Source organism: Actinomyces israelii DSM 43320 (genome assembly GCF_000711965.1).
Lineage (GTDB): Bacteria > Actinomycetota > Actinomycetes > Actinomycetales > Actinomycetaceae > Actinomyces > Actinomyces israelii.
In genome coordinates, this window is the sequence record NZ_JONS01000069.1 from 1 (window position 1) to 12,676 (window position 12,676).

The window sequence follows — 12,676 nt, forward strand, 5'->3', positions numbered from 1 at the left end:
TCCGCCGACTGCTCCGCACCGACCTCGGAGTCCACGGACTCCGGGTGGTCCTTCCTCCATTTCTTGACCCAGTTTCCCACCGTCTGAGGAACCAGGCCGTAGGACCTCGCCACCTCGGCTATTGTCCGGTCCTTCTCCACGACCTCAAGGACGACCTGCTCCTTGAGCTCACTGCTGAATCTCTGTGCCGACATAATCAGATTATACCTCATCTCTCAAAACAGTACTCTTTCCACCACTGTCCAAGAAACACCAGGCACCTCAAACCAGGACCACCTCCGGGGCTATACCTTACGAGGGAGACACTACGAGCGTTGGCCGCCACAATCTCTGAGAAGCTCCGGGGCCGTACGTACGAGGGAGACGCCATCCCCTACAAGCCCCGACCCACCCCAGACGAACAATCCCACAACCAGACCTTGTTCTGTTCGTGCTGCAGTATTTGGGAAAACTTATCGTATCCGCGTGAGGTCGAGTTGACCGGGTTTTCCGAAGCCCCTCCTGATTGCCTTCGGTAAAATGTTCCTGTATACTGGCCTCGGTGACCGAGTCGCGTACGTGAGTGCTGCCTTGTTGAGATAGTTTTTGTCACCATCGACCCACATGGTATCTTCATTGCGTATGGATAAGTAAGGAGGGATCACCATGGCAAGCCAGGGATCGCATGTTACCGCACTTGTGCGCACCCACGCCTCGGGTGACGAAGAGGCTTTCTATGCCGTAGCCCTCCAGGCGGCGGCACGCGAGGCCCGCCAAGGTCATCATCATCTTGCGGCCGATATTAAAAAGGCGGTCGAGTCCTCGAGAGAGAGCCGACGGACTCAGTTCGCCAAAGTGACAAGGCTGCCTCGTTCCCAGAATGACGTCACCGACCTCATAGAGGTCTCTTATCCTCAGGTGTCCCTGCGCGACCTCGTCATCGCCCCCGATCTTGCCGCGCAGGTCGTGCAGGTTATCCAGGAGCAGAGGCAACGAGCGGTGCTGGCCGAGCACGGATTTACTCCCATGCACCGACTGCTACTCGAAGGTCCTCCCGGTACCGGCAAGACCATGACGGCATCTGTGATCTCCTCCGAGCTTTCCCTGCCTATGTGCACAGTTCGTCTTGACGGACTCCTCAGCAAATTCATGGGGGAGACGGCGTCGAAACTGCGGACGATCTTTGAGATCGTCGCTTCCCAGCGTGCGGTCTATCTTTTTGATGAGTTCGACGCGCTTGGCGGAGATAGGGGAGGTAATGACGTCGGAGAGGCTCGGCGTATTCTCAATACCTTCCTCATGTTCCTAGAAGACGCTGGTTCCGATTCTATCGTCATTGCGGCCACCAACCATCGTTCCATTTTGGACCGAGCGTTGTTCAGGCGGTTCGATGCGGTTCTCACCTACTCCTTGCCGGACGCTCAGCAGGCACAGTCAGTTATTCGTAAGCGTCTAGGTTCCCTGGTGAAGGGAGTAAGGCTGGGTGGGCTGGTATCGTTCACCGAGGGGCTTAGTCATGCCGACCTTGTCAAGGCGGCGGAGTCTGCTGCCAAGAGCGCACTCATGCGCGGAGATACTGCTGTGACCCGCAAGGACGTTGAAACAGCTCTTTCGGCACGTCGATTGGCGAGCCTAAGGTAAGGTGAGCAGTATGCTGAGGTACGACAACCGTGAACATCTTTACGTACAGAACCGTGTTGATCGAAAAGGCTTTGCTGGACACGGAGGAGGAACTCAAAGCGTCAGACCAGTGTGCCGGTATCCGCATGGCAATCGTCTTCTAGGAGAAGCCAAAACAGTCTTTGCGGCCGCAGATACCGTCCGCGGTCAGGCATGCTTGGATGAGTCTCTACGCGCTAACGGCGTAATCCTGGTCCTTGAAGGTTGGGGTGCTGGTTTCAACCTCGGACTTAATTCTTTAACAAGAACGGCAAGAGGTGGGCATGCTCCGAGGGTGCCTCAGTGGCTTCTTCTGTCTGCCCGTCCCGCGACAGACGAGCATCCGGAGACCGCCACCATCTGGGTGGCTGATAAGTTTCGGTCAAAATTTCTCAAACTTTTTGAAGACTATCTCAACAAAGAGCGAGCGAAAACAGGTAAACCGTGCAACAATGCACTTGTCGCTAATATTTCACGAATTCGAGATGCGTTTTTGAAGGATCTGTGGACCTCCGGGGGTGACCCTGAACGTGACAAGTCTACTTGGTGGGAGCTCTGGCTCGACATCGGAAGAGGGAAGCCAGATCTTCTTGACAAGGTTTTGAAAGCCTATCGCCTGGAGAGACTCGATAGGCAAACGCAGATCGGCACCTCTCGTATTACCTATGTCCGTGCCACGTGGAAGCAGCTCGAATTGCTATTGGTCACGGATCTGCCGCTCACCGAGATCCGCAAGCCGTCGTTTATGCTTAACACTATTGAGGATCTCAGTGACGACGAAAAAATGGAGTACGTTCTCGATCTGGCGAGCCGAGTGCGCCCAGCCCTTGCGGATGCGCCTGTAGTCTGTCACCTTGACACCGGTATATTTCGTGAGCATCGGCTCCTTTCTGGTTCAGTGTCGAGCTCTGATCTGTACAGTCTTGGAAATTTCTCTGATGGGATCGATCGTGCAGGCCATGGTACGTCTATGGCTGGTATTGCGCTCTACGGAGACCACTTGGATGCACTCCTGACAGGAACCCAACAGGTAGATCTACGACATCGTTTGGAATCGGTGCGAATTCTGGACGGGAGAAAACGGTCGACTTCTCAGCCGAGCACCCCTCGAGATAACGCAAGCGCTACCATCCAGGCAGTATCTTTGCCAGAGACTGTGATGCTACGACAACGTGTGTACTGCATGCCGGTCAGCGCTGAGTCTGATGCGGATCCGGGTCAGCCGACACTGTGGTCGGCCGCTATAGATGCCCTTGCTGCGGGCACAGATGTCGTCGTCGATGACGACACAGTAAGTCTTATCTCAGAACCAGATGCTGACGCCTCCCGTCTTATTGTCATTTCTGCTGCGAACGTTGGTAACTACGTGGATGACTATCTAGCCAACTCAGACATTTCGTGTATCGAAGACCCTGGTCAGTCTTGGAACGCCTTGACAGTTGGCGCCTATACTGATATGGATTGGTCGCCAGTTGATCCTACATATCGAGGCTACCGACCTCTTGCTGTCCGCGGTGACCTCTCCCCGCATAGCCGTACCTCCATGCTCTTTGGGACCAGCTCCTGGCCGATAAAGCCGGAGATCTGCATGGAGGGAGGTAACGCTCTCACTGACGGCAAGGGTCTAATCGAGGACAGTCACCCTCTTCTGTCTCTGCGCTCAACAGGCATTAATAGTGATGTCGCGCTTACCTCTGCCAATGCAACGAGCGCTGCGACTGCCCAGGCAGCTCGTCTTGCTGCTCTCGTCATGGACCGATACCCCTCATACTGGCCCGAGACAGTTCGAGGTCTTCTTGTTCACGAGGCTCAGTGGACCAAGGCGATGCAGGATCGAATTGATGCTTGCGGCCGAAAGAAGCGGAAAGTGGTGCAACTGCTCCGCCGGTACGGCTGGGGCGTTCCCACTGAAGATTCTGTACTCCACTCTTCCTCTGATGCGGTCACCATGATAGTTCAGGACGAGTTCAACCCCTTCGATGAGGACTGGACGATGCGAGAGCTTCGCCTGCATGCCCTTCCCTGGCCACGAGAGGTGCTTCAAGATCTCGGGGCAAATGATGTGTGCCTGCGTATCGCGCTCTCCTACTTCATCGAACCCTCTGCCACGCGGCGCGGCTGGAAGGGAAGGTACACCTACCGATCTCACGGGTTGCGTTTTGATCTTCAAGGACCTACCGAGAATTCAGAAGAGTTTTTTGCGAGGATTAATCGACAAGCGCAAAACGAGGAAGACGGAGCAGATTTTGTGAGGCCGCATTACTCGCGGCGCTGGCTCCTTGGCGAGAAGGCACGGAACTGTGGCTCTCTCCATCAGGACCAGTGGACAGGCGCGGGGGTTGAGCTTGCTACGTGTGACCACGTGGCGGTCTATCCCGTTGGAGGATGGTGGAAAAACAATCGTCGTCAGGACAGACGGGACCTGCCCGTGAGGTATGCACTCCTGATCTCCCTGAGGACTCGTGCACAGGATGTGGACCTCTACACCCCAATCGCGACGCAGCTTGAGATCCCCGTGTCTGCAGTCCAGATCGAAATTTAAAATGCAGTGAGGGTGCGCCGTCATAAATAAGAGCCTCGAGCCAGCGGCACCGGCGCCCAGGTAGGCAGATATGAATTCACGAACCGGTCCACCCGGACCTCCGGAGACTATGCACGGGCCTGGTGGGGTCGGGCGTCCGATTCTGTCGCAATCTGAGGATCAGAGCCGACCCCACCCCGTTCTCACCTTTGTACACCCAATGTCTGTGCAGGTCAGAGGCCTGGGTCCCGACACGGCAGGGAGTGCCCATCGTTCTGATCCTCAGATTGCGACACGCACACGGAAACGGGTTAGCGGACAGGTGACAGACTATCCAAAAAATTGGATAAAACTGTTCGGGTGCGTGTCGAGAGGCCGCGACAGACGCCCCCACCACCTGGATCCACGCCAGAAGACACCACGGACACCCTTTCCGGGTATCGACATCGGGTGCCACCCGGGCCTGCGGGCACCGCGGTCACCTGGTTTCCTACAACCAGTCTGTTCGACGCCCAGGTCAGGGACCGAGCACCAGGGGGCCTCCTGCTCCCGTAATCAGTTTCACTCCACTTGCGCTATACCGATCAGCGAGTCCACGAACAGGTCGATATCCTCTGTCGGTGAGGGGTAGGGCACATGGGGCGTGCGGGCCGCCGAGCTGGCCGGGCGGTGAGGCGGGTCGGCGCGCAGGCCGGGACGGGAACCCGTGTCGCCCTGCTGCGACCGACCGGGACGGGTTGGCCCCTATGCACCTCAGGCAACCCCTGGGATCATCCCCGCGCGTGCAGGGTTAGCGGGTTGGCTCCTGCGCGCCTCAGGCGACCCGGCCCGGGCGGGGTCTGTCACGTCGTGCGCCGCCAGCCGGGAGCCGTGGTGCTCGCGTGCTGCACCGGTCGGGCTACCCGACCGGGCTGGCCGGGCTCATGACCGCAGCCGTGAGGTCGCGCAGGAGCCGGGCGTAGGTGTCGCGCACCCGGGCGGGGTCCTCGGAGTCCAGCCAGTCGGCGAGCAGCTCGGTAATGCCCGCGGCGGCGAAGCGGGCGCGCAGCCGGGTCTGCGCCGCATGAGGTCCGGGTAGCCGGGCGAGGATCCGCTCCGCCAGCACGTCGACGGACGCATGGTGCGTGATCGCCGGGGCGGCGCCCGTGTTGCGCAGGGCACGCACGAGGTTGCGGTCGCCCCAGATGCGGTCGAGGAACCGGCCGAGCGAGACCTGGAGGTCGGCGTCGGGGGCGTCGGCGTCAAGGGCGAGGGCCGCCTGCTGGTGCTCCCGCAGCCGCTCGGCGACGGCCCGGCCGACGAGGTCGTCCAGGGAGGCGTAGTGCTGGTAGAAGGTGGGCCTAGTCACATTGGCCCGTCTGCACACCTCGGTAATGGTGATGCGCCCGGCCGGGCTGGTACGCAGCAGGTCGATGACGGCACCGGTCAGGGCCCGTCTGGATTGCGCGACGCGCTCGGTCGTGTCCACTGCCACAGACTGGCACGCTGATTTACGTTCGTCAAGTACTTTACATTTGTAAACATGTTGTCGAGACAGATGCTCAAGGAGTCAGGACGAGGCACGCACGGGAGCGCGGGTGCGCCCCCGGACCGTCACCCCGGGCGCGTCGTGGGGCTGGTGGCCGCCGGGGCCCTGGTCTCGGCGCTGGCCCAGTCGTTGTTCGTGCCCGTGCTGCCCACGCTCCCGGCGCAGCTGGGCACCAGTGCCAGCACGACGCAGTGGCTCGTCACCTCCACCGTGCTCGCCGGCGCCGTCGCCGTGCCGCTGTTCGGCCGGCTGGGGGACCTGTACGGCAAGCGGCGCATGCTGCTCGTGAGCCTGGCGACCATGGTGGTCGGTTCCCTCATGACCGCGATGAGCAGCAGCATCGGCTGGCTCATCGTCGGCCGGACCGTCCAGGGGCTGGCCGCGGGCACGGTGCCCCTGGGGATCTCGCTCGTCGCCGCCGTCGTCCCGGCCGAGCGGCAGGCCTCGGGTGTCGCGCTCATCAGCGGCATGCTCGGCGTCGGCGGGGCGCTGGGCCTGCCCATGGCCGGCGTCATCTGCCAGTACGTGGACTACCACGTGCTGTTCTGGATCACCTTCGCGGTGGCCCTGACGGCCTTCCTCGGCATCCTGGCCGGGGTCCGGGAGGCGCCGGCCCAGGCGTCCGGGCACCTGGACGTGCGCGGCGCGGTCCTGCTCTCCCTGACGCTCCTGGCCCTGCTCGTTCCGCTGTCGGAGGCCGGCGTGTGGGGGTGGGGAAGCCCGCTCACGCTGGGGCTCCTGTTGCTGTCGGTGGTGCTGGGGGCCGCGTTCGGGTGGGCGCAGCTGCGCACCGATCAGCCGCTGGTGGACGTCACGACCCTGGTGCGCCGCCCGATCCTGCTGGCCGACCTGGCCTCCGTGCTCATCGGCTTCTCCATGTTCGGCTCGATCCTGGGCACGTCCTCCTACGTTCAGGCCCCCGCCGCCACGGGCTACGGGTTCGGGGGCTCAGTGGCCCTCGCCGGGCTGACCCTGCTCCCCGCCGGCCTGGCCATGCTGGTGTGCGCGCCCGTCGCGGCGCGGATGATCGCCCGCATCGGTGCCGGCGGCACGCTCGCCGTGGGCTCGCTGGTCACCGCCCTCGGTTGGGGGATGCGCATTGTGCTCACCTCCACGCTCGCCTGGGTCACGGCGGGCACGACCATGGTGGGCGCTGGCGTCGGCCTGTGCTTCGCCGCCCTGCCGGCCGTGATCAACGCGAACGCGCCGCGCGAGCAGAACGCGGCGGCCAACGGCCTCAACGCCCTGGCCCGCTCCCTGGGGATCTCGGTGGTGACGGCGCTGTGCGGCTCGATCCTGGCCACGCTGGTGACCACGGTGGGCTCCGCGACCCTGCCCGCGCTCGCCGCCTACCGGTGGATCTTCGCGATCTGCGGCGGGGGCGCCCTGGCCGCCGCCGTCATGGCGCTCGGCATCAGGGGCGCCGAGAGGGCGCTCTGAGGGCCTCGACGCAGGGCCGCGGAGTCGCGGGCCCGCCGGCCCCGCCGCCGTCTTCCGGCCGCTGCACCGGGGCGGCCGGGGCCGACTCGCCGGCGCTATGTCGTCACGGCGTCACGGCGCAGTCCGGTGCGGCCCGGGCCAGTCAGACGTCGAGGGTGAGCAGCCGGCACCCCACCAGGCGGGCGAGGAACACGTACATGGCGTCGTAGGCGGTCATAGTGTGGCGCTGCGCCCACACCTCGGTGAGGATGTCGATCACGGGGACCTGCTCCACTCCCAGCTGCGCGAGCTCCTCGAACCCCGCAGGACCTGCTCCTCGGTGAGGTGGCCGCCCAGGGACAGGCCCCGGAAGACCGAGGCGGCATCGGCCGTCAGGTGCTGCGGAGCGAGCAGGGCGTGGTCGCCCAACAGCGCCGCGGCCCTGCCTCCCCGCCGCGTGCCCAGCAGCACCTCGACGGCGGTGGCGGCCGAGCGTCGAGATAGACATTTTCGTACGAGGTAGACGGTGACACCGCCGATCTCGTACGAAAATGTCTATCTCGACGGGGTGCGGTGGCCGGGACAGGCGGTGCGCCGGGACAGGCGGGCGGCGGGGTGCCGGCCGGGGCAGCGCCTCGCGGGCTACTTCTTCTCCGGCTTCCCCGACTGCGCCTGCACCAGCACCGCGACCGTGCGCGCCGGGACGTTCACCGTCCCGGTGGACCGGTCGAAGCCAGTGCGCTTGACGACGTCGTCGGCCCCCCTCGCCTGGATGGGGGAGAGGCGGAAGTCCCGGCCCGCCAGCTCGCCCAGGCACTGGGTGAGCGTGTGCCCGGTGGCGTTGAAGACCACGAGCACGCCGTCCAGGGACGGATCGACGTCGCGTCCGACGGTGTCGTCGATGAGCATGACGATAATGCCCGGCGGCGCCGCGAAGCCCGAGCCCGGGAAGCTCAGCTTGGTCTGGATGAGGCCGGTGTCCCCGAGGCTGAACAGGGGCGTGGAGGAGCGCAGCCTCAGCAGGTCCAGGGCCTGGGCGCGGGCCGCCGCGATCTCGTCGGGCGAGGGCCGCAGCCAGGCGTCCGCCAGCAGCGGCCCCTGAATGGACCAGGCGGCCTCATTCTGCCTGGCGGGCGGCAGCCCCCGGCCGAACCCGTTGTGCTGCCCCGAGAAGTCGATGGCGTTGAACCAGTCCCCGGAGTTGTAGGAGTTCCGGTCCAGGGACTTGCTGCGCAGCAGCTCGGTGCCCGCGCACCAGAAGGCCGGCGACTGCCCCAGCGTCACCGTGGCCAGGCACACGGTGTTCATCCGCACCCGGTCCACCACCGGCATCCCCCGCGGCAGCTTGTAGGCCAGCAGGTCGTAGAGGGTCTCGTTGTCGTGGGCGTCCACGTAGTTGACGTTCTCCTGCGGGACCGAGGCGTAGGCGGCCGGGGCGTCGTTGTGGATGAGGTCGGCGCCCCGGCGCACCGAGCCGTCCGAGATCGTCATGACGTAGTCCCTCAGGTTGCCCGCCAGCCCCAGCCGCACCAGGTCGGTGCGGTGCGCCAGGTCCGCCGACTGGTCGCCCCAGCCGCGCGGGTCGAGCCCGCTGGACTGGGTGAGCAGGCCCGTGCCGAAGCCCTGGAAGATGCGGTGGTCGGGATCGAAGGGCGCCCCGCCGTGGACGGCGTCACGCAGACGGTCGTTGAACACGCCGATCCCGGTGCCGCCCAGCTGCCCCTGGACCGCCTGGACGAACAGGGCGTTGTTCGCGACCTCCCCGAAGTTCCAGCCCTCCCCGTACAGGTAGAGCGAGGCTCCGTCTACGCCGTCGTCGGCCATGGTGAGCCGGTCCAGGGCCGCGCGCACGCGCTCCATGACGGCCCGCGGATGGTGCCCCATGAGGTCGAAGCGGAAGCCGTCCACCCGGTACCACCTGGCCCAGCGCACCACCGAGTCGATCATGAGGCGCGCGCACATGGCGTTCTCGGTGGCGGTGTTGGCGCAGCAGGTCGAGCTCGTCACCGTCCCGACGGCGTCGAGGCGGTGGTAGTAGCCGGGCACCACCCTGTCCAGGACGCTGAAGGGGTCCTGACCGCAGGCCGCCGTGTGGTTGTAGACCTGGTCGAGCACCACCTGGTAGCCCAGGGCGTGCAGGGCGCCCACCATCCGGCGGAACTCGACCACGCGCGCCCCGCCGTCCTGGTGCCCCTCGGTGGCGTAGGAGCCCTCCGGCGCCCCCCAGTGGAGGGGGTCGTACCCCCAGTTGTAGGCGTCGCGATCGGCCACCGCGGCCACGGCCGCCTGCTGGTCGGCGGACGCGGGGCCTGCCGCCTCCGGGATCCGCGGGGCGCGCTGGGCGGAGCGGTCCTCCGGGATGGTGGCGATGTCGAAGGTGGGCAGCAGGTGGATGGTGTTCATGCCCGCCTCCGCCAGGTCCGCCAGGTGGCGCACCCCGGCGGAGTCCTCCACCGTGAAGGCCCGGTAGGTGCCGCGCAGGGCGGCCGGGACGCTCCGGTCCGCGGCCGAGAAGTCCCGCACGTGCAGCTCGTAGATGGTGCGGGCGGAGTCGTTGCGCACCCGCGGGGCGGGCGTGGCGGCCCACTGGGCGGGGGCCAGGCGCGGATCGGACAGGTCGACGGCGACCGACCGCGTGGAGCCCGTCGTCAGCGCCGTCGAGTAGGGGTCGGTGACGATGTTGGTCTCCACCTTCCGGGTGGAGGGCACGTAGACCTCCACCTCCCACAGGTACTGGCAGCCGACGCCGATGGCCCCCTCCGCGTTGGGCACGCTCCAGCGGCCGTCGTCGCCGCGGACGGCGGGGGTGCGCACGGGCGGGCCGGGCACCTCTGGCACGGCCCCCAGTGGGTCGCCGGTCTCCCAGGTCAGGAGGGTGACTGCCCTGGCGGTGGGCGCCCACAGGGCGAAGGAGGGGCGGCCGGGGCCGTCATCGACGGCGTGGAAGGCGACGCCCAGCTCGGCGCGGGAGGCGGCCTCGGCGTAGAGGCGGTCCAGGAGGATGGCGGTCTGCACGCCGGTCAAGGCGTCCAGGTGCCCCGGGTCGTCGGGGCCGCCGCCTGAGTTGCCCGGGCCGCCCTCGCCGTCGGGCCCGCCTGAGCCGCCATCCGCGTACTGGGCCACCGCGACCTGGCCGGTCAGGGCCGCGGCGACGGCGTCGTCGTCGAGCAGGGCGGTGCCGTCGTCGTCGGTCAGGCTCAGGGCGATGTAGCCCTCCAGGTGGGGGTGGGCGTCCAGGACGTCCCGGGGCAGGTTGCCGACGATGCGCAGCGGCGTGATCGTGGGGGCGGGCAGGCCGTCGGCGCCCAGGATGCGGCCGTGCACGGCCGCCGCGCCGCCGTCGGGGGCGGTGATCAGCCGCAGGGTCAGGCCGGCGCCGGGGACGGGCTCGCCCGAGGCGGACACGACGCTCTCGCGGCCCGTCCCCCGGGGGAGCAGGGACAGCGGCCAGGCCAGGAGGTCGGGGGCCACCCAGTAGGCGCGCTGCTCCTCGCTGCCGACGACGGCGGGGAAGGCCGACGTGGCCTCGAGCCTGCAGGTGAGCGTGTAGGTGAAGGTCATGGTGCGGTCCTACCGGGGCGACCGGGGCGGGGCCGCTCAGGACAGGTCGGCGTAGGCCAGCGGCACGTCGGCGACCGCCTGGGCGATGGGGGTGTCGCCGTCGCGGAAGGGGATGACCCTGCCGATGCTGGCGGGCTCGGCGAGCACCGCCGCGATGACGCGGGCGACGTTGGCGCGAGAGGTGGGCGCGCCGGCGTCGGACTCGACGCGCCCCACGGTGATGGCGCCGGTGGGCGCATCCAGCGTCAGCCGGCCGGGGCCGAGGATCGTCCAGTCCAGGCCGGTGGACTGCAGGTGGCGGTCCGCGGCGATCTTGGCGATCGCGTAGGCGCGGATCGGGTGGTCGGCGGGCACCTCGCCGTAGGCGCCGATGAAGGAGACCATGACGTAGCGGCGCACCCCGGCGGCGGCCGCGGCCTCCATGGAGCGGATCGCGGCGGCGCGGTCGACGGCGTCGGTGCGCTGCGGCCCACCCCTGCCGGCGGCCCCGGCGGACCAGACGACGGCGTCGGCGCCAGCCAGGGCCCGGGTGAGTTCGTCGGTGCCGGCGTCCTCCACGGACAGGACCAGGGGGGTGGCGCCGGTGGCGGTGATGTCGTCGGCCTGTGCGGGGTCGCGGATGATGGAGACGACCTCGTGGCCGGCGGCCACGAGCAGCGGGGCGATCAGGAGGGCGACCTTGCCGTGGCCGCCGATGATGGCGATACGAGACATGCATTGACTGTACTCAACGGCCTCCGGGTCCCTCTACGGTCCTATGCCGAGCGCGGAACCGGGCCCGGGCGGGCGCTGCGGCCGCCGGCACGGCAGCAGTCATGTCGAAGAGCGCGGAACCGGGCCCGGGCGGGCGCTGCGGTTGAGCGGGCGGGGTCGGGCGTGCGCTTACTACGCTCATTTGTTCCTTCCTGTACGGCTCTACATGGCGTAGTAAGGGACAAACGGGCGTAGTAAACGGGATCGAGCGACGACGGCGGGCCGGTGGCGAGGGCGGGCCGGCCGTGGTTGACTGTGGACGCGCCGAGCCTCGGGCAGTACCTGTTCGACACCTGTTTCGGCTGTCTGCTCGACGCCGTCGCCGCCCGCCGGGAGTCTCTTGTCGCCCGCGCGGTTGTGAGAATCATGCCCGCCCGTACTTCCGTGGATGAGTCTTTATGTCTAGTGTTATGTCTAGTGTTGTCGGTCTGCTGATTTTCTGGATCATATGCGTCGGTGTGCCCGTCGCTCTTGTCGCGGCGATATCGGTGGTGCTGCGGCGGGCCGGTTATGTCGGCGGGCCGAGCTGGCTGCTGTACCTGGCCTGCGGGCTGTTCATGGTGTCATGGTTCCTGCCGTCGCCGCTGATCGAGGGGCGGGACACCAGCTTCACCACCCATTTCGTGGGGGGCGGTATGTTCGCGGGAGTCCTGTGGTGCTATCTGAAGCTGTCGCTCGGGTGGCGGGGGCGCTGGCCGGTCGAGGCGTTCTCGGTGTTCGCCCTGGTGTCGGCTCTCGGTTGCATTAATGAGCTGTTCGAGCTCGGCATAGTGGAGATCGGCTTGTCGCGTCTCACTCTGGACGATACGAACTGGGACATCCTGGCCAACTCGCTGGGCGCCCTCGTGGTCTATATCGCGTATCTGCTTGTCGACTTGCGGGGAAATCATCGCAAAAGCCCCTGAGGTGCCTGGTGTTTCTTGGACAGTGGTGGAAAGAGTACTGTTTTGAGAGATGAGGTATAATCTGATTATGTCGGCACAGAGATTCGGTAGTGAGCTCAAGGAGCAGGTCGTCCTTGAGGTCGTGGAGAAGGACCGGACAATAGCCGAGGTGGCGAGGTCCTACGGCCTGGTTCCTCAGACGGTGGGAAACTGGGTCAAGAAATGGAGGAAGGACCACCCGGAGTCCGTGGACTCCGAGGTCGGTGCGGAGCAGTCGGCGGAGAACAGGAGGCTGCGTGCCGAGCTGCGGGAGGCCAGGATGGAGATCGACTTCCTGAAAAAAGCGGCTTCCTTCTTCGCGCAGGAGTCCCG

At 66.0% G+C, this 12,676-nt stretch carries 10 protein-coding genes; 5 read left to right on the forward strand and 5 right to left on the reverse strand.

What is annotated here, in order from left to right; all coding sequences use genetic code 11:
* A partial coding sequence (locus tag O145_RS14415; protein WP_169740378.1) for a transposase occupies positions 1–194 on the reverse strand: 194 nt, incomplete at its 3' end.
* Positions 195–645: 451 nt separating this feature from the next.
* Between O145_RS14415 and O145_RS14420 the strand changes: the two genes are divergently transcribed.
* Positions 646–1,620, forward strand: a complete 975-nt coding sequence (locus O145_RS14420; RefSeq protein WP_043564233.1) for an AAA family ATPase — start codon at positions 646–648, stop codon at positions 1,618–1,620.
* 10 nt (positions 1,621–1,630) lie between these two features.
* Positions 1,631–4,180 carry a S8 family peptidase gene (locus tag O145_RS17725; RefSeq protein WP_084682658.1) on the forward strand — a complete coding sequence of 850 codons (2,550 nt, stop codon included), beginning with the start codon at positions 1,631–1,633 and terminating at the stop codon, positions 4,178–4,180.
* An 877-nt stretch (positions 4,181–5,057) separates the two neighbouring features.
* On the opposite strand, the gene O145_RS14435 is transcribed toward O145_RS17725, so the two are convergent.
* Positions 5,058–5,627, reverse strand: coding sequence for a TetR/AcrR family transcriptional regulator (locus O145_RS14435; RefSeq protein WP_043564237.1), 570 nt, complete (start codon positions 5,625–5,627; stop codon positions 5,058–5,060).
* Between the two features lie 54 nt (positions 5,628–5,681).
* On the opposite strand from O145_RS14435, the gene O145_RS14440 reads away from it, so the two are divergent.
* Positions 5,682–7,127, forward strand: coding sequence for an MFS transporter (locus tag O145_RS14440; RefSeq protein WP_156966808.1), 1,446 nt, complete (start codon positions 5,682–5,684; stop codon positions 7,125–7,127).
* Positions 7,128–7,382: 255 nt separating this feature from the next.
* Here the strand turns inward: O145_RS14440 and O145_RS19430 are convergent, their stop codons facing one another.
* From O145_RS19430 to O145_RS14455, 3 genes are all read right to left on the reverse strand, one after another.
* Positions 7,383–7,577 carry a hypothetical protein gene (locus O145_RS19430; protein ID WP_229118606.1) on the reverse strand — a complete coding sequence of 65 codons (195 nt, stop codon included), beginning with the start codon at positions 7,575–7,577 and terminating at the stop codon, positions 7,383–7,385.
* A 171-nt stretch (positions 7,578–7,748) separates the two neighbouring features.
* Entirely contained in the window at positions 7,749–10,667 is a 2,919-nt protein-coding gene (pulA, locus tag O145_RS14450; RefSeq protein ID WP_043564238.1) for a pullulanase-type alpha-1,6-glucosidase, read from the reverse strand.
* A gap of 36 nt (positions 10,668–10,703) precedes the next feature.
* Positions 10,704–11,381: an SDR family oxidoreductase gene (locus tag O145_RS14455; RefSeq protein WP_043564240.1), complete on the reverse strand. Its 678-nt coding sequence runs from the start codon at positions 11,379–11,381 to the stop codon at positions 10,704–10,706.
* 497 nt (positions 11,382–11,878) lie between these two features.
* On the opposite strand from O145_RS14455, the gene O145_RS14460 reads away from it, so the two are divergent.
* Complete coding sequence (locus O145_RS14460; protein WP_458859325.1) at positions 11,879–12,325, forward strand: DUF2238 domain-containing protein; 447 nt, start codon at positions 11,879–11,881, stop codon at positions 12,323–12,325.
* A 67-nt stretch (positions 12,326–12,392) separates the two neighbouring features.
* Positions 12,393–12,676 (forward strand): transposase (locus O145_RS14465; RefSeq protein ID WP_043564246.1); only part of this gene is annotated, 284 nt, incomplete at its 3' end.

Bases quoted from the DNA above. Each gene is read 5' to 3' on its own strand.
- O145_RS14420 (WP_043564233.1), top strand. From the start codon at position 646: ATGGCAAGCCAGGGATCGCATGTTACCGCACTTGTGCGCACCCACGCC.
- pulA (WP_043564238.1), bottom strand. From the start codon at position 10,667: ATGACCTTCACCTACACGCTCACCTGCAGGCTCGAGGCCACGTCGGCC.
- O145_RS14440 (WP_156966808.1), top strand. From the start codon at position 5,682: ATGTTGTCGAGACAGATGCTCAAGGAGTCAGGACGAGGCACGCACGGG.
- O145_RS17725 (WP_084682658.1), top strand. From the start codon at position 1,631: ATGCTGAGGTACGACAACCGTGAACATCTTTACGTACAGAACCGTGTT.
- O145_RS14455 (WP_043564240.1), bottom strand. From the start codon at position 11,381: ATGTCTCGTATCGCCATCATCGGCGGCCACGGCAAGGTCGCCCTCCTG.